Raw genomic sequence first — 22,366 nt, forward strand, 5'->3', positions numbered from 1 at the left:
CCGCGCGCGTTCGCCCAGAGCGTCAAGTGATTGAGTTCACCCGCCCTGGCGAGTCTCCTCAACATCGCTTCGAGGCGCCCAGCCTCCGAGGTCTTTCTCGACCGACTCGAGCTTCTTGGCGGCATCGCTCATCTCCTCGTGAATTTGCTCGCGGAGCATGGCTTTGAGCGCCGCCCGTCGTTCCGGGTCCAACCGACCCTCAAAATACTGCCCCTGAACGATCGCATCGAACCGGCCGTTGTTGATGGCCTTCAGCTTGGTCTGAAGCTCGACCATCTGATCGATCGCGTTGCGCGCCGTGAGAAACGCCCCCAGCCGTTCGCCATCAGACAACGTCGTCATCCTCACCGTTCTCCTTTCTCGGCAAGCTCCTCAGGGCTTTTTCCATCGCCTCGATCGGGTCGCGCCCCTCGTTGTAGCGCGCTGCGTATTCGCCCTGGACGAGGCAACCAACCTGCCAAGCGTCCCCGTCCGGAGCCCTGGCAATCGATATGCTTCGCAGCCCGCGGTGACGCTCTGCCCAGCGGATGAGGAAATCGAGCTTCATTCCGCGCCCCAACCAGGCAAGCTCCGGTACTCGACTGGCCTACCCTCACTGACCGCATTGGCGATCCCCGCTGACATCCCCTCGGACACTCCCAGGTCCGCGTAGACAACGGTTGCATCAGCCAACCTGCCCCACTCGAACCCGGCCATGATGCCCTTGTGGCGCTCGGCGGGGATAAGATCGTTGAGGACGCCGGGTTGCGTGTAGAGCGCATGGGAGGCGAAGGGCGCCTCGTCCCGCGACAGACAGTCGGCCATGGCGGCGCGGAGGTACGCCATATTTCGCTTTCGCTGCGCGGCGCCACCGGCAAATGGGCTCTCGATCACGACGCGCTTCATCAGAAGATGCCCCTGTCCCGAAGCCACCAGTCCGCCACAACAAGATCGGAGTCCCCCTCCTCGATCGACTGGCCGTCGAGGCACACCGACCGGGGGACCCAGAACTCTTCGTCCTGATGATCGACCAGGACGGCGTCATCTGTGGTCATGGTGACTTCGCAGTAGATCGTTCGCTGACCTGCCGTGCGCCCCATTGTCAGATCATCCCGAGCGCGTGGAGATAAAGGTCGAGAAGGGCTTCCTCCTCCTGGCGCTCCTCTTTTTCCTTCTTCCGAAGGGCGACCACCTTCCGCATCGTCTTCGTGTCGTAGCCGTTCGCCTTGGCTTCGGCGTAAACGTCCTTGATGTCGTCGGAGATGGTCTTCTTCTCCTCCTCCAGGTTCTCGATGCGCTCGACGAACTGGCGGAGTTGATCAGCGGCGACGCCGCCGGCATTCGAGCCGCCGGAGAGGTCGTCCCCGCCAACGACATCATCGTCATCGTAGTTCTTCGCCATAGGTGTTTCTCACTAAAAAAGTGCCTGTTGGTCGTCAGGAAACCGGTTCCGGACATAGATCCGGAGCGTCGTGATAAAGTAGTCGGCGGAGATGCGACCCTGGTGCCACTCGTCGAGGGCGTAGAGGACGTGGTCGTCATACTCGGGAATGTGGTTGACCTGGATGAACTCTGACATCGGGATCGGCGTGGCGTCCGATGCGTCCGGGCCGGTCCACTTGAGCTTCAGAGCCCAGGCCCAGTTCAGGAAGCCGTTGGCCTTCCGAACTGCGAGGCGTTTCGGCTTGGCTTTCAACACATCCCGGCGAAGCTCGGCGTGATGCAGGGCTTTCTCAAGATCCGACTTCCCGCCTTTGAACGGGGCTCGAATGACGTATTCGAGGATGTTGCCCAGGAAGAAGTCGTATCCATTCGCGGCGATTACTTCGACCGGTTGGATGGGAAATCTCTTGTAGTGACCGCCGGATACCTGCCGGTCGAGTGCGTTCGTCTTCTGGTTTGTCACGCCAATCCTCGCAGCGAAAAATGCTCGATTGTCACCTTGGGATCGGCGGCATGCCGCCAAGTCCCGTCCTTCCCCAGAAGGAAAGTCCCGACTGATGTCGCCATCACCTTCGCGTCCCCGCTAGGCGCCCCACCCACAACTTGAACAATCTTGTCGAACCAACCATGGGCTCGGGGTGCGCTGAGCTTCACCTTGATCATGACAACCTCACCCAAGGGGCACCTGTCAGTACCATAGCACCTAATATGTGCCAATCAACAAACGTCTTCGTCCTCGATTTCAGTCGAAGGAGCAGGGGGAGCGCCCAGGTGAGCCGGCAGATCGAAGGGGAGGTCCAGGAGCCCGGCGATCGCCTCGTAGTCCTCGACGGGGATGCGAACCCACCCATCGTGGTCGGACTTCATGCGCTTAAAACAGCGTTGCAGCTCTTCAACGCGCGCGCTGGTTTTCTCTGCCTTCGTTGGGGCCTTGGGAGCCTTCGGGCTCGGCGCAGGCAAGTCACCTTCACCACCTCCCCCTTCATCGGAACCCCTGGGCTCTTTGGCGCTGCGAACATGCTTCGCTGTCGCACGTTCTTTTCCGGCTTCGTTCGCCGCCGCGACGGCATCACGCAGCACCTTCAGAGCCGCGTCCTCATCACCTCCGCAGCCCTGAACCGTCTCGATTGCCAGGGTGGCGGAGATGCGGCCCTTCCGAACCAGATCCTTGATCTCGTCGCGCATGTCAGCGAGACCGACCAACTGCGCAACGTACACCCGACTGACCCCGGTCTGCCGTGCGATCTCCGAGTCGCTCAGGCCCAGTTCCTTGAGCCGCTTGTATACAGTCGCCGTCTCCAACGGCGAGAAGGGCTTCCCCGAGTTGCGGACGATCTGGGAAAGGACGCGATCGGCGTCCGACGCTTCCTTATCGCTCATCCGGACGCTGAGGAGCATGTCCGGGTCTGCCTCGTACTCCTCGATCGCCCGAAGTGCACCGCGGAAGCGCGACTCGCCGTCTTCGATGTAAAGCTTCCCGCCCTCCAGATAAGCGGTCAGAGGCTGTTTGACGCCGACGGCCGCGATCGACTGGGCGAGCTTGTCGACGTGTTCCTTGTTCTCCGGGTCGTCAAAGTCCCGGCTGTTCCAGCCTTCCTTGATGTGGAGGTCCGAGGTGTGAACCCGAAAAAGGTCACTCCGCCCCTTCGCAATATCTTTGATTCCAGCCATTGGTGTCTCCCTTTCCGATAGCGAACAATTACTCTCTAAAATGTGTGAAAGCAATTAGAAAGTGACTATCGGATCAATTTTATCGACTGGTCGCCCCGAACGCCGGGGTTTAGGGCTACCTCGTCTCCTGCCCGAACTCCGTCTACATAGGTGTCCTCGGCTTTACGGCTGGGCCTCGCACGTGCCTGCTTGATCCCGATGCCGGCGTCAGCCAGGGCCTCGTCGATGAGTTGACCCTTCAGAACCACTAGTCCTTTGCCGGTTGGCTCCGCCGTCTTGAGGGCGCGTATCCGCTGAGCCAACCGGTCGGCCATCCCGTCGAGGAACGGGTTAACCTTGCGTCGCCGAGCGCCCTCGCGCAGCAGGCCGTACCGCCGGTTCACTTGCGCCTGGGAGCGGAGCATCGCATTGCGGCATATCTCCAGAAGATACCGAGCGACGTCGACCTCGTGATCGAAACCGAAGAAGTCGATTGTCTCGCGGCTGGAGCCCCGCGGGCTTTTCCAATATCGACAGCCGGTCAGATCCGCGATTGCCGAAGCCACTTTCCAAAGCCTCTCACCCACCGGGTCGTTGTAGATCTCCCGATGACGACGAAAGGAACTTTCGCGCACCTGGACCTCGTCGAGGGTGAGGTTGTAGCGGGAAAGCATTTCAGCCGCCTTGGCCGCCGCCGAAACCGCCTCGTCCTCGGTGCAGCCGTTCTCGGTTGTCTTGGCCAGGAGCGCCCTTATCCGGGCGGCGATCTTCCCCTTGTCGACCATGGAGAACTCACTTCTTCGGGGGCTTCTTCCGATGCACAATGGGTGTTGTCGTAGGGGTGACGTTTCCTGCTGCAATCGGTCGCCGACTGACCCCGCGGCCCTCAAGGGTCTCGATCCGTCCCCGCAGCAACTGGTTCTCTGTCCGAAGACGTTTGATCATCCTATATAGCTCCTCCGGAGTCTCCCGGATGTACTCCCGATAGCTCACGATGTAGCGGGTGCGTCGCTTGAGCATCCGCCAGCAGTAATTCGCCGACACACCGGACAAGAAGAAACTGACCGCAACGACGGCATCAGATAGCATCCTGCTTCCTCCGAACCGCGACAAGGAAATGATCATCGGGGATCTCGGGCGGGCGCCGCGTGAAGAGCTTTTCTCCTCTGCCAATCGACGCCGACAATTCATCGGATGCGTCGATCCAGCGCCCCTCTCCGTTCGGGTTCGACTTCGGGACGATCTTCAGCTCTCGACGGGTCATCTTGCCCCTCCCTTCCTCTCGAAGCCGATCGGATGCCAACCCGCCGGGATCTTGTCCCGGATAAGGAGGTAGCGGTCGGCCACACTCTTGACCTTCCGAAACTCGCGGATCGATATGCCTTCGATGCGAATCCACTTGGCATCCGGCGAGTGAAGGTTGGGCTCCATGTCGTCGCGGTTCGGGGCGATGCGGACGAGCATCGACTTCCGCGGATATGGAGTGACTTCGGGATCAAGCTTCTCCCGAGGGGCTTGGCGGGGAACTATTCCCGGCGGATATTCCATCAGATGTCCTCCACAGATCGGAATGCCTTGAAGACCGGCAGGAGGGGTGCCCCCTTCGGGCCGGTGCGTTGGTACTTGAAAGTCACTTTACGACCCAGGTAGCGGCGCTGGTTGGCCCAAATGATCAACCTCTGCGCCTGGGTGAACCCGGTCCCCAGCTCGAACTCGATGCCGTCCTTCCAGCGAAGAACCAGGGCGCCCAGCATCTCCGTTCCGACCATCCCTGCCTTCGCGGTCGATCGCTTTGCGTAGCCCCGCTCGTCACGGGTCTGTTCATTGGTGTTGTGCCGGCGCTCGACGAAGGCGATAACCTCGGCCTCGTCGTCGACGAAGCGTTTGATCTTGAGGAGCGCGCCCTCTTTGAGCGTCGACCGGCCAAACTTGTAGGGCGCATCGGAGCGACGGACGATCACACCTTCCCAGCCCGCCGACACAAGATTTTCCTCGAACTGGATCAGCTCGGCCGCGTCGACGACCAGTTCGCATTCCGCACGACGGCCTGCGGTGACACGCCTCCATCGACTCCGGTAAGGATCGCCCGGATGCTCGACATGGTCGAAGGTATGGAAACAAAAGTCCCATTCACCTCCGGCCGACATGACCTTCGACTGGACGGTGTTCAGCTCGTCAGGGGCGCCGTCGGTATAGGTGACGATCTCCCCGTCGTGGTGCAGGAAGTCCGGGTGACTGAGAGCCGCGCGTATTTCGAGGTTCGGGATCGGCTTTAGCGTGCGCGTTACCGGCCCGAGGCCCGGCAGAACGACGCACCGGATGCCGTCGAATTTGGGCTGAGCGATCAGAGGGAAGACGAGCTTCGATAGGTCAGCCGTTTCCGCGAGCATAGGCCGAAACTGCATCGCACATTCTCCAGTTATTTTCACCTAAAAGGTGCCTTATTAGGAAAGATAAACGGTGAACCCTGCGTCCTGGGCCGCTTCCCGCATGCGGCGCAGCCAGGGCGCCAAGCTGACGAACTCATCCATGGAATGATCGAAAATGACCACTCGATAGTCGGGATGCAGGCGCCCCATCGGGTTCTGTTGCGCACTGAGGACGCGAAGCTTCGCCCCGTTATCCGCGATCAGGACCGTCCGCGAGGGGACGTGGAGCGGGAGCCGAGGTCCTTCCTCCCAGGCCAGATGCTGAGCCAGCTCGAACACGTAGTCGCCGACGACTTGGTTCGGGACTATGAAGGTGACATTGTGGCCCTCCACAATGTGACGAAGGCCCTCGCGGAGGAGCTGCGTCGTTCGGCCGGTACCGCGATCAGGCATGATTACCTCCCTTTCGCGCCGCGTGGTGACGCTTCGCCCATTCCTCAGCGAGTTCGAATGAGTCATGGGTTGAGATCACCTCAGTGCCCATGGGCTTGGCCGGGTTGCGTTGGCTCAGCCAGAACACACCCTCATTTTCGCTGATCCGATAGCCGAAGGGGCCGCGGAACCCGTGTAGCGTTGGGGTCCACTCCCATTTTTTGGTCCAGGCCCTCGCCAAGTCACAACGTGCTTTGATCAACTCGGTATTGTAGATTCTTTCAGCGAATCCATTGTAGGTATCTGCCCCGCCGGCACGCAGCTCTTCCTCAAGCAGCCTCACCCATTCAACGGGGTTGTTTTTGATCGGCGTGTCGCACTCCCGATTTGCCGTGCGATCCGCCTTAAATTCCTCGTCTACGATGCGGAGGGCGTCCCTATAGGTCTCCGATTTCTGCGAGAATGAGTGGGCGATGTCGGTGAGGCCCTTCATCCGACAGTCCTCGCATTCCTTCTCGCACTCGTCGCGCTGCGCCCCCAACCTCTCCTTGATACGCGCGTAGGCGTCTGGCTCGGTGGGCATCGACGAAGCGGGCTCAAGGTAGAGTCCTTTCGAGTCTTCCCGCATCACTTCCTCAAGCTTCGCGAGGTCTTCGGGCGACGGCTCAGCCCACATCACAGCCGTCGACACGGCCCGGTACAGGGGCTCAGGCTTGCCCTTGGTCGCATGCGCCGTCGGCACGTCATGGCGGGTCAGCATTCCATCGGACCAGAGATAGGCACTGGGCTCTTGCTCGATCATCGCCGCACCTCAAATGCCGTGGGGTTCTTGGCCGCGGCCGATCGCAGGACCTTGAGGAACTGGTCTTCCGGCAGCAGCGCCCGGAACTCTTCCAGGATGAGATGATCCCGGTTGTTGATGGCCGCCACTTTCCGCTCGAACCGCAACTCGGCGCGAAGCTGCTCCACAGACTTACGGGCGTGCTTCTTCCACTGGAGCGCTTTTCGGGCCTTGGCCCGCCACGCAATGGAGCGGTCCTCAACGCCGTTGACAGACAATTCGATCTGACCCTCGATCGTGATGATGGCCTGGGTCAGACGCGCCAGTGCGTCGTCGCACTCCTCGACCGTCTTCAAGTCGCCGAGGGTCTTCTCGTCGCCGACGTCGATATCAGCCCATTGGACGGAATACCGGGGCGGCCCGGAGGTTTCGGTAGTGGTTACGTCTTCGATTGTATCGGTCATCCGTATTCAATCCTAAGCTCGGTCACCAGTCGAATGGCCCGTCGCAGCTTGCGGGTTTTCTCCTGGCCGCTCCGATCGGCAACTTCCAAGAGCGATGTCAGGGCAACGTCCAGCCGGTCGACGCGCTCCATCGCCCTAACGCGATCCCGCTCGACGGCCTCTTCTCTTCGTTTTTCTTCCTCGCGCCATTGAGGGCTGCCGGGGCGAAGGGGTAGGTACATTCACTCCGGGTCCTTGACGAGTTGACGTCCGAGGTCCGTGACCTCCCACATCCGGGCGTTGTTGGCCGATCCACCGATCGCGGACACGCGGATGTACTTCTTCCAGGAGAGCGCATGAACGTGGTAGCGGACGTTGGCTGCGATCTCGGATTCCACCACGCCCTCGCCCTTCTCTCCCTGCATCAGGAAGATCAACCGCAGCACACAAAGCTGCCGCAGCGTTATTTCGGGGAAACCCGGCGGGATGCCCTCGGCGAAGGCTTTGAGCGGGGCGCTAGCGAGGCGAGCCAACGCCTCACGCTTCTGATCAGCCGCTTTCTGACGCGGCCCCTCGCATCGGCGAACGGCGGCCGCGGTCAGGGCCCGCACATCGTAGCCGAGCTTGCTCAGGTATGCGGTGCAGCCGGCCTTGTTGGGGCAACCTGCCGGCTTCGGGTCGGGGCATATACTGCATCGGGTTTCAGCAGAGGCGACCATCAGTACGCCTTCCCACCATTTGCCCGGTTTTCGGGCTTGTGATCGGCCCGGCCCTGATTGAACCGGTTCTTCTCGATGGTGGCGCCCGCAACGTCGAGGTCGCGACTGCCTGACGAGTCCAGCATGTGAAAGATCGCCAGGGCGAACCGGACTTCCTGAAGCGAGAAATCTTGCAGGAGCCGAGTGACCGCAATGAATGCTGACGGCACCCGACAGTTGCGCGCCGCCGCGGTGTCGAGGACGCGGATCGCGAAGTCGGCATACTCCACTTCGCGGCCGTCGCGTTCTGTGAGCTTGTCGTCCTTGAGGCTCTTCCGGTCGGCCTCCAGAGCCTCGGAAAGCTCGGAGTGCATAAGCGCGATCACCTCGCCGAAATTTCGCTCGATCGGCAGGCCGGTGGCCGGGTCCTGATACCACCCAGCTTCAACGGCCGTATCGTGAGCGAGGTTCTGGGCGGCCTGGAGCCCGCGGTATGCCAAGAACTCCTGATCCGTCATCTCATCTGTGTGCATGGCCTGTCCTCCAATCAATTATGCGGTCAATACCACTTTTTAAGTGCTATGCAAACTGAAAAAGTGAAAATCGTGACCCTTGACCATATTCTGCTTTTGTTCTCTTTCTCCACAGCATGGAGATGCGCCTCTGGGAATACCCGTATGTCGTTGTCCGGGTCTCGTGCCACGTCTGTCGGCGGCACGGGTCATACCGCCTCGCGCGCCTTGCCGATAAGCACGGCTCGGATATCCCGCTCGATCGGCTCCTGGAGGCGCTGGCGCGTGACTGCCCCTGGCGCGACCCCGCAGTGAAACGCAAAGCTCGCCAGGGCGAAGGATGTGGGGCTCACTTCCCCGACGTGGTTGGGCCAAGGCCGCCAGACCTGCCACCCGGTGGCGGCCTCCGGTTAATCCCAGGTGGAAAAGCCGCCTGATTTCAATTGATTATAAAGTTCTAAGGTAAGAGCTAGACGGCTAAAGGCCAGCCCCGCGCAAGCCCCGGGGAGCTTACTCCCCAGGGAATAAGCGGGAGCCTATTATGAGCCTATACGGGATGCTGCGGACAGGCGTGTCGGGGATGAACGCGCAGTCCACGAAACTCTCGACGGTCGGCGACAACATCGCCAACGCCGACACCACCGGATACAAACGCGCCTCGACCGAATTCTCTTCCCTGCTGATGCAGAACTCAAAGACTAGCTACAACTCGGGCTCGGTCGTCACCAATGTCCGCTACGCCATCAACCAAGAAGGGCCGCGGATCTACACCACGTCGCCGACCGACCTCGCGATCAACGGCAGCGGTTTCTTCGTTGTCCAGGACCCCTCGGGGCAGCCCTTCATGACCCGCGCTGGTGGTTTCCAGGTCGACGGTGCGACCGGCCTTCTGAAGAACCAAGCCGGCTTCACCCTCATGGGTTACGACGTGAGCGGCGGGCAGAACCCAAACGCGGTCCTAAACGGCTTTGCCAACATGGTCCCAGTCGACCTGACGGCCATGAATATGCAGGCAACGCCGACGACAGAGGGCACGTTCACCGCGAACCTCGACGCCCGTAAGCCGTCCCTGGCCTCTTTGATCGGGAACCTCAGTGGGGGCGAGCCAATAATGGCCGGCGTCACCGCAAGCGCCAACTCAGCCGCCTCGACCTACAATTCCACCACCTCCGTAACGATCGAGGACAACCTCGGCAATCCGATTACTTTGGATATCTACTTCAACAAACTCGGCCCCAATACCTGGGAAATGACCACGTTCAACGACGCCGATGGTACGGCAGGCGGTTTCCCATATACACGTGCCGACAAGCTCGCTCCCGGTGACCCCGATCATCTGGACAACGTGATTCTCAGCTTTGATCCGGTGACAGGGGACCTGAACTCACCGGATTTCATTGGCTTTGAGTTCTACAATGCCGGAGCTGTTGAGCAGGTCGTCGAGTTCGACATCACTGGAATCACGCAGACCGCCGATCCAACCACGGCACTGTCGGCGGAGATTAACGGCAACCTGCCGAGCAACAACGCCATCAACTCGGCCTACACGACGAAATCCTCGATCGAGACCTACGACAATCTGGGCGGCACGGTGCTCGTCGACGTCTACATGACGAAGGTGACCGAGGAGCAATGGGAGATCACCACCTTCAACAAGGCCGACGCCGACCCGGTGACCGGAGGCTTTCCCTACTCTACCGATCCGCTCGCCACGCAGACGGTGACGTTCGATGCGACAACGGGCGAGTTGACCGGTGACATCGACCCGAACACCGGCCTGACATCGCCCGCGACCACGATGACGCTCCCGATCCCTGGCGGGCAACCGATGACGCTCGACATCGCGGACCTCACGCAGCTCAAGAGCGACTACACGCCCCTGGAGGCCGATGTGAACGGCAACGCGGCCAGCACCGTCTCTGACGTCGAGATCGGTGCTGACGGCACCGTCCAGGCCGTCTACGACAACGGCTCGAAGATCCCGGTCTATCGCATCCCGCTCGCCGACGTGCCGAGCCCCGACAAGCTCGAACAGATGGCTGGCAACGTGTTCCAGACGACGCTCAACTCGGGCGACATCATGGTCGGCTTTCCGACCGAGGGGAGCAACGGCGAGATCATCTCGGGCGCCCTGGAACAGTCCAACGTCGACCTCGCGACCGAGTTCACGGAGATGATCGTCGCCCAGCGGAGCTACACCAGCAACTCGAAGGTCTTTCAGACCGGAAACGAGTTGCTGGAAGTCCTGATGAACCTCAAACGATAGAATTGATTCTGGAGTTCGAAGGTAACGCGGCGATCGGTTTTGATTCTCAAGATCCAAGGTAATTGATTTCCGCGTTTTGATTCTGGAGTCCTGAGGTAACGGGAATGCCAGTTTTGATTCTCAAGTTTTGAGGTAACAGATCTGTCATTATCGGGATATGGAGATTGACAAAGCCGGCCAATCCTGGCAAAAAAAAGCAACCTCGAACGATGCGAAAACATTAATACTTCCGAATATTCGGAAATAATTTGATAAAAAGTGCGATATTAGCCGATTGCACTTTTCTGTTGCGTTATATTTTCTTTGTGTTACTGATTGACCGCGCGTTTTATCTTCGGCACATTGCGAGTCGTCGCATCGCTCTTGATGCGTCGCGGGTTGATGACCGCTCGAAAGATAAAGGCGCGTCATGCTATGGGGACTAAGGACGCAATCGCGTTCCCTATGGTTCGGCGCGGCGGGAAGCCTCACGGCTTGCCGCTTTGTTCCTTGCGGTCTGCTAACCCGCCGTTGCCGAACCGCCACGATTAGCAGCGTGGCGCATCAACCAAGGAACATCCCCAAATGACTGATATCCGCATTCCCGTTTCTGCCGTCGCCGAAGTGGAAGGCGAGCCGCGAATCCGCGATCTCGACCTTGCCGACCGGCTCCAGTGGTCCCGCCCGCGTGAAATCCGGACGCTGATCGCGCGCAATCTGGCAGAGCTAGAGTTACATGGCGGAATTTGCTGCACGACGCAGCAAAATACCGGCAGGCGCGGACGGCCCGGAAAATCCTACTATCTGAACGAGGGGCAAGCGCTCGTGATCGCCGCTCTTTCGCGCACCGACCGCGCCGCGCAAATCCGCAAAGCCATTGTGGACGTGTTCATTGCCTATCGGCGCGGCCAGCTTGTCGAGGTCAAGGCGCACCGTCGCCGCAAGCCGGAACGTGAGCCGGTCAACCTCGACACCGCTTATCTGGAGACATTCGACGAAACGCGGAAATTCCTTTCCCGGTTCGCCGATCAACCCGCCGCGCTGGTCGACGTGCTGGCCGGTTGCGTGGCGCGCATCGAGGCACTGGAGCGCGCCCTAGAAGCCGCATAGGGTCGCCGCGATACTCCAGACACAGAAAACCCCGCTCTAACGCTAGAGCGGGGTTATTTCGTTTCAGCCGGTCAGCCGGTTAGCGGAACCATGGCCAGATAAACCACATGCCGACCGCATACACGACAAGCGGGCCGACCGAAAAATCGCGGATCATCTCTGGTATCACATAGAACACGAGCGACACGCCGATAATAACGAAGCGTTCCATTAGCGTGCACCCTCGAAAAGATCCGGAGTTGCCGGACAACGATAAGGTGGATCATATTCCGGGTTGCTTTCGCGAAGCTTGGCAATCTTTTCCTCACGGATCGCCGCAACGCGCAGGTCATATTCCACCCAATCGACGGCGGATTCCCATGCGTGATAACCCGCCTCGTCGGGCAGCATGTGATAAATGTCCATATCGTCCGGCTCGCCACACACCGCGACAAGCAAAATGCTCAATTCGTTATGGTCCCATTGCTCGACCGGCTTTGCCAGCCAGTCGGCAAGGTCACTCGAATAGAACGAGATAAAGCCGCTCCGGCTCGTGCACCGTTCCTCAATCGTCGCCTTTAGCTTTTCGTGGCCGTCCCGTTTGCTCAAGAGAAAGAGCGCTTTCACGGTGTCGGTGGGAACGTGACAGAAAATCCGATCAGTCTCGAAATTGTAGAATTGCGGCGACGACATGGACTCGAAGGTCAGACCAAGCGAGTCGGCGCGATAATCTTCCGTCTCGAATTCCCGCGTTTCCCAATTATAGCGCTGCCGCGTCGCTGGCTTGGTCATGCCGATTTGATCACCCGCCCATGCGTCGAATGCGGTCACATAGTCTTTTGCGAGCGCGTCGAATGCGGCGGGATAACCGGTCACCCTCAGCAAGATTTCGGCGATTTCCTCAGCGTCAAGCCGCAACTCAGGCGCGATCCCCTCTTGCCTGTCGTCGGACTCTGCTTCGTATTCGGCGAATTGTTCCTCTTGCAAATCGATTTCGCCAGACCAGAGCGACTCATAAAAGCCGGAGAACGGGATTTTGACGATAAGCGAGTCGGACATTGCCATAACTCCGAAAGTTACTTGCACCTTTTAGGTGCTTAATTGATCAGGAAAACGCGGTCAGCATGGCGCGGCGCACCTGCCGAACCCGTTGCGCCCATTGCTCATTATTGTGTTCGCAGATCCGGCAAGGCTCACCTTCCCGCCCCTCTTCAGCGCGGCAATCGGTGCCGTCTGCCATATCGGTCGGAAACAATTTCGCGGCGACGCGCGCGGCGCGTTTCCGGGTGACCATGAGTCCGGGGTGCCACGGCTCACCGGGATTCCGTGGTCCGTCTGACGGCTCGCCCGGCTCCAGATCCGGGATAAAGTAGCCTTGCGACATTGCGCTTGCTCCGAAAGTTACTTGCACCTTTTAGGTGTCAATGCGTCCAGAAGAAATAATGATGATAATCATCGACATAGGCCACGACGTCGCCAGCGCACTGGAAGTCACGCGCGACCGAGTCCCAATCAATATGGCCTTGAAGCCATTCCGGAATCTCCGACATATCGTGCGTTTCCTCGGTGAATTCTTGCGCCATGTCGCGCCAGCTATCGAAACAACCGCGGTAACGGTCGCTTATGAAATCTTCCGCGTCTTCATCATCATCGGCATAATCGTTCATTGCCTCGATAAGGACGGAAACCGGAATCCGCGCATCTTCGGCCGCTTCGGCGATCGTGGCGCGTCGCGCGACTTCGTCGAGCCCGGCATATTCGCCAAGCTTGCCGAGTCCCTCGTGATCGTGAATCGCGTATTCCTCAGCCGACCGGAAGCGCTCGACAAGGCGCATCGGGTCGCCGCACTCCGGACATTCCGGAACCGGGTTAGGGCCGAAGTCTGACAGGGTGCGCCGCTTGGTCTCGCCGCAATCGTCGCAAATCCAATCTTCCCGCATGACGTTCGGGCAGGGCGACGCCTTGAGCATGTCGGAAATTTCCCGCGACATGTCCGCAACATCGTCTGTCGCGTTGATCCATTTGCCGTGCAGGATTCCGTTGTTGTAGGCCGCAAGATCGGCAACATAAATGCGCATTGGTTTAGCCTCTAAAGTTATTTTCACTGCAAAGGTGCGTCGCTGATTAAGACGCGCCGAGTCCTTCGGCGAACGATGCGCGCAAGCTTTCGTCTCCGGAATAGAAGCCGGGGCAACCGTCGTCGACGTGGTCACCATCGGCCAGCCGCTCGTTTTCTTCCCGCTTGTCCCGAATATCGTCGAGCAACCGCGAAACGCGCTCTTTCAGGCTCGCGCAAATGGTCGGGACCTTGACCGGGTCGACGGTCGCGCGGATCTCGCGACGTTCGGCCAGCAGTGCCTTGACGGTCTCGCGCATGTCGGCGATTTCGGCGCGGTTTTCCGCAACACGCAAGCCAGCGCTCCAGGCGGAGCTATGATCCCGCTCACGTTCGGCGATCATCTCCGCCAGACCGTCAGCCCATCGCGCGGCGGTGTATTCCTCGTCTGTAACGTCAAACTCGATACAGGCGGGACCGTCCGCGTCCGCGCTGCCGTTGATGTCGTTGTCATAGCCGGCAACGAAGCACTCAACGCCATTGCGAGCCGGTATCCGGTAGACCACGCCCCGGACGGTTTCCGATTGGTCGTTATCCGTGAACCATCCGGTATGCCGGATTGAGCGGCAAACGTCGTCGGCATACCCGACAAACCGCAATCCCGCCGCGCTTGGCTTTTCGATCCATCGGAGAGTCCGCGATCCAAGCTTGAACGGCGGGTTGATCACGCCACCCCGTGACGGATAACGCGACGCGCCGTCGATAACGTCCCGCCGTGCGCGCTCGATAGCCTCACGAGCGGCTTTGCCGTTCTGACGGTGCCAGCCGTAAGTGGTTTTCAGGTCAACGCCCATTTTCCCAATCTCCGAAAGTTACTTGCACCGGAAAGGTGCTTAGCGATCCGCGACCAAGTCGCGGGCGCGCTGAATCATGGTCTCGAATTCGGCAAGCGCCGCGCCTAGCCGTTCGTCGCCGATTTCGGAGCGGTAGCCGTCCAGATCTTCGCAGCCGACGCCATTAATCCACGCAATGCCGTCAGAAGATGCCTTGCGCGCCGCTTCGAATTCGTCTGCCGTGGTGCTGGCCTTCGCGAGTTCACGGACCAAGGCGATAAGGTCATTGAAGCCGGGACCATGCCAGCTTGGCACGTCGACGAAATCGCCATCATCAACAGACAGCGAAATCTCGCCTTGAACGCATTCCGGACTCCAATTCCAATTGGTCGCGGCTAAATCCCCTTCGTCTTGCATTTCCATGATAGCCGCAGTCTTAGCCGCTTCAGGGGAGTCCGCTTTAACTTCGGTCTCGTGATAGCAGCGAAGATCCGCGCCAATGGTGACAGTATATTTCGGCATCGGTTCGGCCCTCTTAATTCAGCGTCAGCAAGTCGGGTGCGATCCGGAGCGTTCGGCCGCTCCAATACATCCGGACGTGAACCCATTTGCGGCCGATTTTGACCACGTCGCCGAACCGGTCGCCGCTCATCCATAGATCCGTCCCCGGATCAACCTGGACACTGTCGCCAATCGTGAAATTGCCCATTGCCTTACCTCTTAGGTGTAAGTCACTTTCTAAGTGTGAATGTCTCACATGACCGGCCGAATGACAACTATAAAGTGGCATATCGGCTTAGAAAGTCGGCCCGGTCAGACCTTATCGAGGTAGGCGAGCACGAAGCCCAAAGCCGCAACCCCGGCAATGATCATCCCGCCAAGGCGGACCGTCAGTTGCAGGGCGAGCTTGTCGGACTTGTGAGCCACGTCGGCGCGCAAGCGGTCTGTTGCTGCAACCATGTCGAGGCGCAATTGATCCATATCCCGACGCAACATGTCCGCCGTGGCGTTTAGGTCCGACTTGGTGACAAGGTCCGACATGATGTAATCGCGCACCGCTTCAGCATGGGCGTTTGCAGTGTCGCGCGGAATGCCGGACGCTTCAAGGCGCCTTGCGTAGGACAGCGAGTCGAATGCGTAAACCATCGTCATACCCTCGAAAGTTACTTTCAATGCCGGAGGAACGCGGCGAATGGTTCGAGCGCGTAGGCCCTCGTCGTTCCCCTCGAAAGCGACTTTGAATGCCGGAGCAACGCGCGCCCGCGTGTCTCGATAGCGGCGAACAAGTCGTCTGACGGGTCGACCGTGACGAAGTCCCAACCATTCGACGACAGGGCGACCGCTCTTTCTAGCGTGCGATCATGCCGGAAGTTGGCGATGGTCCGTCCGCCGATGCCGTGAATCGTCCAGCCTTTAGACGTTGGCGTGATTTCGACGCTGCCGATTTTCATCGCCCTACCCTCGAAAGCTACTTTATGTCAGACATGCGCACGACGCGCACACCGGCCGACTTGAGCGCCTGCAATTCCGAATGGCGCTTGACCTCGTTAAGGTCACTCAAGAGCGCCCGCGCGGCTGATTTGGTGAGGTGCGTCATTTGCTCAATCCCTCATCTCGTCTTGACCATTACTTTATAGACTCTTTTTGCGAGTCTTAGCAACCAAAAAGAGTCTTTTTACGAAGAAAAGCGACGGATCGGGACCACCTGAAATCTAGCGGGATCTGACGGGACCCGGTCAGCGCGTCGCATCGGTCGAGCGGTCGAGACGTGGCGGGATCTGACGGGACTAGTCGGGAAAACCGCTATATTCGAGCGCGCATAGCGCCTTGTATCGAGCGCTATATTCGAGCGTGCATACCGGTCGGCGCTCTGTTGGCTGGCACGGCTTGGCTTTAGGTGACACGAAACAGGACGGTACGGGATGCGGCGGGAATTGCTCCGCTCACCGCTATATTCAACCGTGCATAGCGGTGGCCGGTGTGCAGGTTGTTGCAGTCATCGGGTGGCACGGGACGGGACTGTCCGGGAGTAATGCGGACGGGTCGGGACATGACCATCGCGTTGGATCAGGTGCGCGGCTGAGACGTGGCGGGATTAGGTGGGACGCAGCGGGACCGGGCGGCACGGGTTGGCATTGGATGGGCGTTCGGATGTGCCGGGTGACCGGGTGGCTCGGGGTCCTTCCTGGGATTCGGGTGTACCGCGGGGGAGCACCGACCCCGGAGCTTGAGAGTTTTCAGAAAAAATTCCGATGATTTTCGATGGGCGAAATTGCCGGGCGCCACCCGGCAATTACCCGGCAATTTACCCGGCAATTTACCCGGCAATTTTCGAGAGTTAAGTATATGAATATAAAGAGTTTTCTATCTCTTATCTGTAATTGCCGGGTAACTTCGGAGACCCTGTGGTGAAACGGTATCATATTACCGGGTCCCTCTCGTCGTGAGGGGTTCACTCCCCCCAGGGGAACGGGGGGTGCGCAAAAACGCCCGGCAATTTCTCTAATAACTCAACGATTTCAATAACTTAACCCTCTAAAATTGCCGGGTAAATTGCCGGGTAAACTGCCGGGTACCCCGGGTAATTGCCGGGTGAAGCCAATTCGGGGGTGAAAACAGGCCGAAATCGCAGAAATCGTTGGTCGTAGTCCCAGTTCGTCTCACCGATTTAATCACTCGCAGATCAACCGAATTTCCGGAAAATGCGCTCGAAAATTAAATGCGGGCCGCCGAATTAATCGTCAGCCCGTCGCGCGGCGCCGAGATTGACATCTTGATCCGACTGAACGACCGTTTAGGGGCACAGAACGTCGATTAGCTGATTATAAATTGGCTGAAATTGTCGGTTTGTGCACTTCACTACCCGCGGTCCCGGTAGTTGCCACAGCCCCACGCAGCCCCGGCTTACCGGGACCGCACCCTTGGATACTGGCTCGCGAAGATGGTCCATCGGACCTTCAGAGGCGTCAGCCTTCGGGGCGGAGCGGGCGACGGGGCCGCGCGATTGTCAGCCAAGATGAACCGCGCGCCCCCGTTCTTCAGATAGCAGGGCCGCAGCCGGTCGCCCCCTGTCGTGTAGACCCCACCGGGATTTTGACACCGGCCGCTAGGCTGTGCTCTTGACCCACTGCGGTTCCGGCGATCGCACGCTTGCCTCTCACCCCTGCCACCGGTCGCTGGAACCGCACCCCTCCAGTTCTCGCCTCCATCACAGGGAGGCCGCCCAGGCGCGTCGAGCCTCGGACCCGTCACCGGTCGCCCGGCGCCCGCGATGGCCACACACGGGCCTCTGTGTTGATCTGAGGGGGTGTTGGCGAGGTATCTGCGCGCCACGGGACACCCGGCAGCCTAGAATGCCGTTTCCCGGCGCAGGGGAGCCCACCTGTGAGCTTCAGCGGCAATCCGGCATCAGAGAGCCCTCAACCCTCAAAGGCGCTCAGTAGGCTCCTGTGTGGCCCACAAAAGAAAAGCCCCGCTCAATGGCGGGGCTCTTCGGTCAGGTCAGATTGTCGGGTTGGTCACGCGTCGACGAGGGCGGCGTCTTCCATTTCCCCGAGAGCGTAGTGGCGACCGTCCGATGAATCCCGCCCGGTTTCCTTGATGCGGCGGTCCACAATCAGCCGACCGAAAACTTCTTCGTGCTTTGAGTAGGGCAGGTTCACAAAAAAGAAGGATCTAAGGGCTCTCTTGATCTCCCCGCGGGAAGCGTCGCTGCCCTTCTGATGAAGGTATTTCACCACTTCATCGCCAGTCGCCTTTACGCGCGCGATCATTTCCGGATCAACTTCATCAGCGCCCGTCATACTGCGCACCATCTTGCAGTCAGCAAGCGGCCTTGCGTACTCCAGTGAGAGTGTATGGAGGGACAACATGACCTTCTTTTCCGGATGCGCGAACCACTCGAAGCCGCCGCGGATATAATCCTCGGACTCATCATGGGTTATCTCGAAACCCCCGTAGATCTTGCCGAAAACATCGGGCTCGAATTCTTCGCTCGGCTGATACTCCCTATCGAAATGCATACGAAAATCGATAAAAATGAGGCCGCGCTTATCGAGGGTTGCAGTTTTTCGAAGAGTGTTCGGGTACTCACGCCAATCGATCGTTCCGTCAGAGATCCAATATTTCAAGATCCGTTTGATCTCTTTCGTTAGATTGATGTTTTTGGCCCAATCTTGCAGCTTATTCATCAGATTTCTCCTTGGTTGATGATCTACGTGCGTTTTTGACCCGGCCTTCGTATGATCGCGAACCGGTTGCCCTTCTTTCCCCTGGAGCCTGTCTTCTCGACGGGTCTGATCCGTCGATCGGCTATAAGCCGATCGAAGACCTCCCGGCGCTGCTGGAGGTTCATGCCACTGAAGTACGGTCGTAGAGCGTCCCTGATCTTGTGCTCAGGCGCCCCCTCATCACCCTTCTTTTCCAGGTAGTGCACGACGGAGTCGCCGGCTCGCTCGGTCGCGTCCTTGCCGAGATTGTCGATGAACAGCTTCGCCATGCGATCGTGGTAGAAGAAGACGTAATCCCTCGCCCACTTCAGGTGCTCCAGCTCGATCTGGTCGCTTTCGCAGCTAATCGCGACGATCACGGCCACGCGCATCGCGATCTCGCGGGTGCGGGCATAGAGAGCATCCATGCCGCTTGCTTCCAACCGATCCATCCGCTCATTGACCTCGTCATCCATCTCGTCGAGGAGTAGCTGACACTCATCACTGAACGGGATCACATTGGGCTCGGGCGCCGTGGTGGGGTCGTTCAGGAGCGTGAAGTCGATGTCGTCTTCTCCGTCCTCCCCAGGCGTGGCCCATGCGCGCTTACGCGCCCATTTAATCAGACGGTCAGAGACCCACTTCTCTGCCCTCACAATCCGTCGGGTCTTTTGCCGTCCAATGGGACTCTCTACGATCAGGAACCGGTTCAGGAAGCCGTCCGCGACGTCGCCCTCGCCCAGCGCCTCGTAGAATTTTTGCGGCACGGACATTGTAACTAGGGACAAGGCTGGGCGGACGATCTTGTTGTTTTTCGACTGGGCGTCGCTCTGTTCCTTTGTCATCCCCCGGGAACTGTACGCAATCCCCTGGAATATCCCGTCCAGGCGGCCGAACGCCTCCATCAGTGCGCTCTGCATGTCGAGTTTGTTCGCGTTGCCGGAATTGCGGGCAGAGGCGAGGTAGCGACCAATCTCGTCCGACAAAGCGATGTGGCGCGGGTAATCTATTAGCTTGGAGAGCACACCGGCCTCGGAGGAGTAGGTCTTCGGGCCAATCAGGCTGTCCAGGCGCGAAGCTTCGAGCAGCTTCTGGATGGTCGTCAGGATGTGCTCTTTGCCGCTGCCGGTCCGCCCAAGGCCCATCAGATAAAGACTGGTGAAGTTGTCTTGGTCCGATGACCAGTTGCGTCCCAGGACGACAGAGCCAAATCCGAGGGCGGCTTGGACGGCAAATTGAGGTTGGGGGCGATAGGCCGTGCGGTTGTAGTATTCGACGACGTCTTGAAGGGCGCCGGGGATACTCAGAAGACGCTCCGGGATGCCTTGCGCCAGGACCTTCCGAACGGCTTCGGCGTGGCGCTCGCCTGGGTCGGATGGCTTGGTCCGCGTGGAAGGTTTTTCAACGACAACGACCTCCTCCCCGGGCTCCACCTCATCGTCAAAAAGAGCAATGATCTCGTCATCGCTCAGCCGCGGGGCTCCGTCGTCCTCAACCGGCTCCGCCTCGGTCTCTTCGTCGTCGTCGTCGTCGTCGTCGTCATAGTCATCGTCATCAAATGCGCCAATCAATCGCTGTTCTTCGGCGAACTTGACGATGGTCCGCATGGTGATCGGGTGGTGCGTGCTGCCTTTGAAGGACCGCCACTGGCCCTTCATTTTGTCAGCCTCATATTTCTCGCTTCGCTTGGAGTAGTCGCACCACAGATCGAACGCTTCGGCTTCTAATTCCGGGTCGTCGCTGAACTCATGCTTCAGCGCCATCCCCAGGTTGCGCCATCCGTCGCGGTCCTCGCACCAATAGTTCGCGTCGAGGTCTTCGATATACGCCTCAGCCTCCTCGATCGTGAGGCCCAAAGGCTCAATGTCGGTTGAGTACGGGTCGTAGTCGTCGCCGTAGATCAGATCCGCGATCCGGTCGGCATCGATCTCGGGCAGTCCGTCGATCTCGTCGAACTCGACCAACCAGCGGTATTTTTTTTCGGTCACCGGGTGGATGCTTGGCGGCAGCGCGACCTGCTTGCCGGTGCCGAACAGCTCGATTTCCCACTCGCGGTGCTTCTTCCCCTCGCGATCGACGAAGGTGTCCTTGCTCTTGGCCAGCTTTTTGGACGGGAAGGGCTCTGTGGTGCCGAAATAGAAATGCCGCGACGCGCCGCCCGATCCGGATTTGACCGTCGGCAGCTCGTCCAGGTCTACGCCTGGGAACAGGTCGTGCAGCGCCGCATACGCGTCGTCCTCGGCCTCATCAACACGGATATCCATGTCGATGACGTGCAGATAGAGCCCGTCGACCAACGACGGCTCGCCGAGGCGGACGCCGATGTTATGGCCTTCTTTGTAGCGCCGGCAGAACTGGTCGTAGGACAGACGGGGAGCCTTGGACCAGTTCTCATTGACTGGTGCCTTGGACTTCTTCCGCAGCAGATGAACAGCAAAGCCGGCCCGAATAAGACGCTTCGCGTCCTTAATCATCGGGCGTGGCCTGCCTATTCGGTGCGGACGTAGGGGGCGAGCTTTTCAGGGGTCAGAGTGGAGCCCGGCAGGTTGCAGAGCGGCGTCACGTAGTGGCCGAAGATGCGGTTGCGGCGGAACGCCTTGCGCAGCGTCTCCGCGTGATAGCCGAGAGCCCCGGCGACCGCGGCCACGCGAATCGAGCCCTTGCGGTGGCGGCTGATGTGCTCCGGCAGGTTCTCGGTCAGGACATCCACAAGCCGGGGAACGTAGTCCGGGCCGTCCATGACGTAGGGCGCCAGGACCGCCTCGGTGAGTGTGGAGTCGCGCAGCGCCAGAAGGGCGGGGACATCACGGCTCAGCAGTTGACTTGTGTCGACGATCCGAAGCACATTTGCCGTGCTTACCTGCATATCTCGTGCGACGGCCTCTTCGTCGAGGCGTCCCTTCTCCACGTAGTGCGGGAGGTTGCGGACCAGCACAACGGCCAGGGCTTCCGGCGCACTACCCAGCCTCGTCAACGTCTTCATCGTCGGTCTCCGAAAAAAATAATCACTCTCCCCTTTCCAATTTCACTTATTAAGTGATATGTCAATGTCCATCGACCGAACACCGGACATCGACCCACTGAAACGGAGAACGGAAATGAGCCTCGAAGAAGCCCTGCGCGAACACACCGAAGCCCTGCGCGAAAACACCGAAATGCTGCGGACCATCACCGCGAAGGCCAAGGACGGCATGGCCGCTCAGGGCACCTCGAAGAAGAGCAGCGGCTCGGACGGTGACGGTGACGCCGCGGAGGCCCCGAAGCGTGGCCGCGGTCGCCCGGCTGGTAGCCGGAACAGCTCCACCAAGAGCACCAAGGCGCCGACCGAAACCGAGATGAAGACCAAGGCGAAGGACTTCCTGGAGGCCGCCGAGAGCGACGCCGACCACCTCGCCCGCCGCGAAGCGGTGAAGAAGATCGCCGAGGAGTACGAGGCCGACAAGTTCTCCGCGATCGACGAAGCCTACCGCCGTCAGGCCCTCGACACCCTCGAAAGCACCGCCAAGAAGTGGACGCCGGTCGAGGACGGCGAGGACGACGACGACGTCTGATCGTCAGCCCGGGGCCCTCTGGTTTCCCCAGAGGGTCTTCCGGCGAAGGGCACGCCGGGCGGTCCCCAGCCCCGACC

Annotated in this window: 34 protein-coding genes; 3 read left to right on the forward strand and 31 right to left on the reverse strand. The window is 59.6% G+C overall.

What is annotated here, in order from left to right; genetic code table 11:
* Positions 1–36 precede the first annotated feature (36 nt).
* The 18 genes from J2S73_RS21025 to J2S73_RS21110 all read right to left on the reverse strand — a co-directional run bounded on the left by J2S73_RS21025 (position 37) and on the right by J2S73_RS21110 (position 8,328).
* Positions 37–342 carry a hypothetical protein gene (locus tag J2S73_RS21025; RefSeq protein WP_306887670.1) on the reverse strand — a complete coding sequence of 102 codons (306 nt, stop codon included), beginning with the start codon at positions 340–342 and terminating at the stop codon, positions 37–39.
* Positions 326–547, reverse strand: coding sequence for a hypothetical protein (locus J2S73_RS21030; RefSeq protein WP_306887671.1), 222 nt, complete (start codon positions 545–547; stop codon positions 326–328). Before J2S73_RS21030 ends, J2S73_RS21025 begins: the two co-directional genes overlap by 17 nt.
* Positions 544–885, reverse strand: a complete 342-nt coding sequence (locus tag J2S73_RS21035; RefSeq protein WP_306887672.1) for a DUF7768 domain-containing protein — start codon at positions 883–885, stop codon at positions 544–546. The genes J2S73_RS21030 and J2S73_RS21035 overlap by 4 nt, the downstream gene beginning before the upstream one ends.
* Positions 885–1,034: a hypothetical protein gene (locus J2S73_RS21040; protein ID WP_306887673.1), complete on the reverse strand. Its 150-nt coding sequence runs from the start codon at positions 1,032–1,034 to the stop codon at positions 885–887. Before J2S73_RS21040 ends, J2S73_RS21035 begins: the two co-directional genes overlap by 1 nt.
* A 47-nt stretch (positions 1,035–1,081) precedes the next feature.
* A complete protein-coding gene (locus J2S73_RS21045; RefSeq protein WP_306887674.1) occupies positions 1,082–1,381 on the reverse strand; it encodes a DUF2312 domain-containing protein in 300 nt (99 codons plus the stop codon).
* A 12-nt stretch (positions 1,382–1,393) separates the two neighbouring features.
* Complete coding sequence (locus J2S73_RS21050; RefSeq protein WP_306887675.1) at positions 1,394–1,885, reverse strand: DUF3310 domain-containing protein; 492 nt, start codon at positions 1,883–1,885, stop codon at positions 1,394–1,396.
* A complete protein-coding gene (locus tag J2S73_RS21055) occupies positions 1,882–2,085 on the reverse strand; it encodes a hypothetical protein (RefSeq protein ID WP_306887676.1) in 204 nt (67 codons plus the stop codon). The genes J2S73_RS21050 and J2S73_RS21055 overlap by 4 nt, the downstream gene beginning before the upstream one ends.
* A 54-nt stretch (positions 2,086–2,139) precedes the next feature.
* Positions 2,140–3,093 (reverse strand): ParB/RepB/Spo0J family partition protein, encoded by a 954-nt coding sequence (locus tag J2S73_RS21060; protein WP_306887677.1) that lies wholly within the window; start codon positions 3,091–3,093, stop codon positions 2,140–2,142.
* Between the two features lie 65 nt (positions 3,094–3,158).
* Positions 3,159–3,857, reverse strand: coding sequence for a DUF2786 domain-containing protein (locus J2S73_RS21065; RefSeq protein WP_306887678.1), 699 nt, complete (start codon positions 3,855–3,857; stop codon positions 3,159–3,161).
* A 293-nt stretch (positions 3,858–4,150) separates the two neighbouring features.
* On the reverse strand, positions 4,151–4,336 hold the full coding sequence (locus J2S73_RS21070) for a hypothetical protein (RefSeq protein ID WP_306887679.1): 186 nt from the start codon (positions 4,334–4,336) through the stop codon (positions 4,151–4,153).
* On the reverse strand, positions 4,333–4,620 hold the full coding sequence (locus J2S73_RS21075) for a hypothetical protein (RefSeq protein ID WP_306887680.1): 288 nt from the start codon (positions 4,618–4,620) through the stop codon (positions 4,333–4,335). Before J2S73_RS21075 ends, J2S73_RS21070 begins: the two co-directional genes overlap by 4 nt.
* Positions 4,620–5,477 (reverse strand): hypothetical protein, encoded by an 858-nt coding sequence (locus J2S73_RS21080; RefSeq protein ID WP_306887681.1) that lies wholly within the window; start codon positions 5,475–5,477, stop codon positions 4,620–4,622. Before J2S73_RS21080 ends, J2S73_RS21075 begins: the two co-directional genes overlap by 1 nt.
* Before the next feature lie 39 nt (positions 5,478–5,516).
* The gene (locus tag J2S73_RS21085) at positions 5,517–5,894 is read right to left on the reverse strand and encodes a hypothetical protein (protein WP_306887682.1); all 378 of its coding nucleotides are present in this window, start codon (positions 5,892–5,894) and stop codon (positions 5,517–5,519) included.
* The gene (locus J2S73_RS21090) at positions 5,887–6,675 is read right to left on the reverse strand and encodes a hypothetical protein (protein WP_306887683.1); all 789 of its coding nucleotides are present in this window, start codon (positions 6,673–6,675) and stop codon (positions 5,887–5,889) included. The genes J2S73_RS21085 and J2S73_RS21090 overlap by 8 nt, the downstream gene beginning before the upstream one ends.
* Positions 6,672–7,118 carry a hypothetical protein gene (locus tag J2S73_RS21095; RefSeq protein ID WP_306887684.1) on the reverse strand — a complete coding sequence of 149 codons (447 nt, stop codon included), beginning with the start codon at positions 7,116–7,118 and terminating at the stop codon, positions 6,672–6,674. Before J2S73_RS21095 ends, J2S73_RS21090 begins: the two co-directional genes overlap by 4 nt.
* Positions 7,115–7,339, reverse strand: a complete 225-nt coding sequence (locus tag J2S73_RS21100) for a hypothetical protein (protein WP_306887685.1) — start codon at positions 7,337–7,339, stop codon at positions 7,115–7,117. The genes J2S73_RS21095 and J2S73_RS21100 overlap by 4 nt, the downstream gene beginning before the upstream one ends.
* Positions 7,340–7,816, reverse strand: a complete 477-nt coding sequence (locus J2S73_RS21105) for a hypothetical protein (protein WP_306887686.1) — start codon at positions 7,814–7,816, stop codon at positions 7,340–7,342. It lies immediately after the preceding gene.
* Positions 7,816–8,328, reverse strand: a complete 513-nt coding sequence (locus tag J2S73_RS21110; protein ID WP_306887687.1) for a nucleoside triphosphate pyrophosphohydrolase family protein — start codon at positions 8,326–8,328, stop codon at positions 7,816–7,818. The genes J2S73_RS21105 and J2S73_RS21110 overlap by 1 nt, the downstream gene beginning before the upstream one ends.
* 520 nt (positions 8,329–8,848) lie before the next feature.
* Here J2S73_RS21110 and J2S73_RS21115 point away from each other — a divergent pair.
* Entirely contained in the window at positions 8,849–10,573 is a 1,725-nt protein-coding gene (locus J2S73_RS21115) for a flagellar hook-basal body complex protein (protein WP_306887688.1), read from the forward strand.
* Positions 10,574–11,137: 564 nt separating this feature from the next.
* Complete coding sequence (locus tag J2S73_RS21120; RefSeq protein WP_306887689.1) at positions 11,138–11,662, forward strand: hypothetical protein; 525 nt, start codon at positions 11,138–11,140, stop codon at positions 11,660–11,662.
* Between the two features lie 79 nt (positions 11,663–11,741).
* Here the strand turns inward: J2S73_RS21120 and J2S73_RS21125 are convergent, their stop codons facing one another.
* The 13 genes from J2S73_RS21125 to J2S73_RS21185 form a co-directional block, all read right to left on the reverse strand.
* The gene (locus tag J2S73_RS21125; RefSeq protein ID WP_306887690.1) at positions 11,742–11,873 is read right to left on the reverse strand and encodes a hypothetical protein; all 132 of its coding nucleotides are present in this window, start codon (positions 11,871–11,873) and stop codon (positions 11,742–11,744) included.
* Positions 11,873–12,700, reverse strand: a complete 828-nt coding sequence (locus tag J2S73_RS21130; protein WP_306887691.1) for a hypothetical protein — start codon at positions 12,698–12,700, stop codon at positions 11,873–11,875. Before J2S73_RS21130 ends, J2S73_RS21125 begins: the two co-directional genes overlap by 1 nt.
* A gap of 46 nt (positions 12,701–12,746) precedes the next feature.
* Positions 12,747–13,025 (reverse strand): hypothetical protein, encoded by a 279-nt coding sequence (locus tag J2S73_RS21135; RefSeq protein WP_306887692.1) that lies wholly within the window; start codon positions 13,023–13,025, stop codon positions 12,747–12,749.
* Between the two features lie 37 nt (positions 13,026–13,062).
* Entirely contained in the window at positions 13,063–13,719 is a 657-nt protein-coding gene (locus tag J2S73_RS21140) for an antirestriction protein ArdA (protein WP_306887693.1), read from the reverse strand.
* Positions 13,720–13,765: 46 nt separating this feature from the next.
* Positions 13,766–14,551 (reverse strand): hypothetical protein, encoded by a 786-nt coding sequence (locus J2S73_RS21145; RefSeq protein WP_306887694.1) that lies wholly within the window; start codon positions 14,549–14,551, stop codon positions 13,766–13,768.
* Between the two features lie 39 nt (positions 14,552–14,590).
* The gene (locus J2S73_RS21150; RefSeq protein ID WP_306887695.1) at positions 14,591–15,052 is read right to left on the reverse strand and encodes a hypothetical protein; all 462 of its coding nucleotides are present in this window, start codon (positions 15,050–15,052) and stop codon (positions 14,591–14,593) included.
* A gap of 13 nt (positions 15,053–15,065) precedes the next feature.
* A complete protein-coding gene (locus J2S73_RS21155) occupies positions 15,066–15,239 on the reverse strand; it encodes a hypothetical protein (RefSeq protein ID WP_306887696.1) in 174 nt (57 codons plus the stop codon).
* A gap of 104 nt (positions 15,240–15,343) precedes the next feature.
* Positions 15,344–15,676 (reverse strand): CCDC90 family protein, encoded by a 333-nt coding sequence (locus tag J2S73_RS21160; protein WP_306887697.1) that lies wholly within the window; start codon positions 15,674–15,676, stop codon positions 15,344–15,346.
* A 23-nt stretch (positions 15,677–15,699) separates the two neighbouring features.
* Positions 15,700–15,981 (reverse strand): hypothetical protein, encoded by a 282-nt coding sequence (locus J2S73_RS21165; RefSeq protein WP_306887698.1) that lies wholly within the window; start codon positions 15,979–15,981, stop codon positions 15,700–15,702.
* A 17-nt stretch (positions 15,982–15,998) separates the two neighbouring features.
* Entirely contained in the window at positions 15,999–16,127 is a 129-nt protein-coding gene (locus J2S73_RS21170; protein ID WP_306887699.1) for a hypothetical protein, read from the reverse strand.
* A gap of 1,921 nt (positions 16,128–18,048) precedes the next feature.
* Complete coding sequence (locus tag J2S73_RS21175; protein ID WP_306887700.1) at positions 18,049–18,720, reverse strand: hypothetical protein; 672 nt, start codon at positions 18,718–18,720, stop codon at positions 18,049–18,051.
* A gap of 23 nt (positions 18,721–18,743) precedes the next feature.
* Positions 18,744–21,212 (reverse strand): bifunctional DNA primase/polymerase, encoded by a 2,469-nt coding sequence (locus J2S73_RS21180; protein WP_306887702.1) that lies wholly within the window; start codon positions 21,210–21,212, stop codon positions 18,744–18,746.
* 14 nt (positions 21,213–21,226) lie between these two features.
* Complete coding sequence (locus tag J2S73_RS21185; protein WP_306887703.1) at positions 21,227–21,721, reverse strand: hypothetical protein; 495 nt, start codon at positions 21,719–21,721, stop codon at positions 21,227–21,229.
* 115 nt (positions 21,722–21,836) lie between these two features.
* On the opposite strand from J2S73_RS21185, the gene J2S73_RS21190 reads away from it, so the two are divergent.
* Positions 21,837–22,289 carry a hypothetical protein gene (locus J2S73_RS21190; RefSeq protein WP_306887704.1) on the forward strand — a complete coding sequence of 151 codons (453 nt, stop codon included), beginning with the start codon at positions 21,837–21,839 and terminating at the stop codon, positions 22,287–22,289.
* Positions 22,290–22,366 lie beyond the last annotated feature (77 nt).

The organism is Amorphus orientalis, from assembly GCF_030814015.1.
GTDB classification, from domain to species: Bacteria; Pseudomonadota; Alphaproteobacteria; order Rhizobiales; family Amorphaceae; genus Amorphus; species Amorphus orientalis.

Coding starts and splice junctions, on each gene's coding strand:
- J2S73_RS21025 (WP_306887670.1), bottom strand. CDS start 342: ATGACGACGTTGTCTGATGGCGAACGGCTGGGGGCGTTTCTCACGGCG.
- J2S73_RS21030 (WP_306887671.1), bottom strand. CDS start 547: ATGAAGCTCGATTTCCTCATCCGCTGGGCAGAGCGTCACCGCGGGCTG.
- J2S73_RS21035 (WP_306887672.1), bottom strand. CDS start 885: ATGAAGCGCGTCGTGATCGAGAGCCCATTTGCCGGTGGCGCCGCGCAG.
- J2S73_RS21040 (WP_306887673.1), bottom strand. CDS start 1,034: ATGACCACAGATGACGCCGTCCTGGTCGATCATCAGGACGAAGAGTTC.
- J2S73_RS21045 (WP_306887674.1), bottom strand. CDS start 1,381: ATGGCGAAGAACTACGATGACGATGATGTCGTTGGCGGGGACGACCTC.
- J2S73_RS21055 (WP_306887676.1), bottom strand. CDS start 2,085: ATGATCAAGGTGAAGCTCAGCGCACCCCGAGCCCATGGTTGGTTCGAC.
- J2S73_RS21060 (WP_306887677.1), bottom strand. CDS start 3,093: ATGGCTGGAATCAAAGATATTGCGAAGGGGCGGAGTGACCTTTTTCGG.
- J2S73_RS21065 (WP_306887678.1), bottom strand. CDS start 3,857: ATGGTCGACAAGGGGAAGATCGCCGCCCGGATAAGGGCGCTCCTGGCC.
- J2S73_RS21070 (WP_306887679.1), bottom strand. CDS start 4,336: ATGACCCGTCGAGAGCTGAAGATCGTCCCGAAGTCGAACCCGAACGGA.
- J2S73_RS21075 (WP_306887680.1), bottom strand. CDS start 4,620: ATGGAATATCCGCCGGGAATAGTTCCCCGCCAAGCCCCTCGGGAGAAG.
- J2S73_RS21080 (WP_306887681.1), bottom strand. CDS start 5,477: ATGCAGTTTCGGCCTATGCTCGCGGAAACGGCTGACCTATCGAAGCTC.
- J2S73_RS21085 (WP_306887682.1), bottom strand. CDS start 5,894: ATGCCTGATCGCGGTACCGGCCGAACGACGCAGCTCCTCCGCGAGGGC.
- J2S73_RS21090 (WP_306887683.1), bottom strand. CDS start 6,675: ATGATCGAGCAAGAGCCCAGTGCCTATCTCTGGTCCGATGGAATGCTG.
- J2S73_RS21095 (WP_306887684.1), bottom strand. CDS start 7,118: ATGACCGATACAATCGAAGACGTAACCACTACCGAAACCTCCGGGCCG.
- J2S73_RS21100 (WP_306887685.1), bottom strand. CDS start 7,339: ATGTACCTACCCCTTCGCCCCGGCAGCCCTCAATGGCGCGAGGAAGAA.
- J2S73_RS21105 (WP_306887686.1), bottom strand. CDS start 7,816: ATGGTCGCCTCTGCTGAAACCCGATGCAGTATATGCCCCGACCCGAAG.
- J2S73_RS21110 (WP_306887687.1), bottom strand. CDS start 8,328: ATGCACACAGATGAGATGACGGATCAGGAGTTCTTGGCATACCGCGGG.
- J2S73_RS21115 (WP_306887688.1), top strand. CDS start 8,849: ATGAGCCTATACGGGATGCTGCGGACAGGCGTGTCGGGGATGAACGCG.
- J2S73_RS21120 (WP_306887689.1), top strand. CDS start 11,138: ATGACTGATATCCGCATTCCCGTTTCTGCCGTCGCCGAAGTGGAAGGC.
- J2S73_RS21125 (WP_306887690.1), bottom strand. CDS start 11,873: ATGGAACGCTTCGTTATTATCGGCGTGTCGCTCGTGTTCTATGTGATA.
- J2S73_RS21130 (WP_306887691.1), bottom strand. CDS start 12,700: ATGTCCGACTCGCTTATCGTCAAAATCCCGTTCTCCGGCTTTTATGAG.
- J2S73_RS21135 (WP_306887692.1), bottom strand. CDS start 13,025: ATGTCGCAAGGCTACTTTATCCCGGATCTGGAGCCGGGCGAGCCGTCA.
- J2S73_RS21140 (WP_306887693.1), bottom strand. CDS start 13,719: ATGCGCATTTATGTTGCCGATCTTGCGGCCTACAACAACGGAATCCTG.
- J2S73_RS21145 (WP_306887694.1), bottom strand. CDS start 14,551: ATGGGCGTTGACCTGAAAACCACTTACGGCTGGCACCGTCAGAACGGC.
- J2S73_RS21150 (WP_306887695.1), bottom strand. CDS start 15,052: ATGCCGAAATATACTGTCACCATTGGCGCGGATCTTCGCTGCTATCAC.
- J2S73_RS21155 (WP_306887696.1), bottom strand. CDS start 15,239: ATGGGCAATTTCACGATTGGCGACAGTGTCCAGGTTGATCCGGGGACG.
- J2S73_RS21160 (WP_306887697.1), bottom strand. CDS start 15,676: ATGGTTTACGCATTCGACTCGCTGTCCTACGCAAGGCGCCTTGAAGCG.
- J2S73_RS21165 (WP_306887698.1), bottom strand. CDS start 15,981: ATGAAAATCGGCAGCGTCGAAATCACGCCAACGTCTAAAGGCTGGACG.
- J2S73_RS21170 (WP_306887699.1), bottom strand. CDS start 16,127: ATGACGCACCTCACCAAATCAGCCGCGCGGGCGCTCTTGAGTGACCTT.
- J2S73_RS21175 (WP_306887700.1), bottom strand. CDS start 18,720: ATGAATAAGCTGCAAGATTGGGCCAAAAACATCAATCTAACGAAAGAG.
- J2S73_RS21180 (WP_306887702.1), bottom strand. CDS start 21,212: ATGATTAAGGACGCGAAGCGTCTTATTCGGGCCGGCTTTGCTGTTCAT.
- J2S73_RS21185 (WP_306887703.1), bottom strand. CDS start 21,721: ATGAAGACGTTGACGAGGCTGGGTAGTGCGCCGGAAGCCCTGGCCGTT.
- J2S73_RS21190 (WP_306887704.1), top strand. CDS start 21,837: ATGAGCCTCGAAGAAGCCCTGCGCGAACACACCGAAGCCCTGCGCGAA.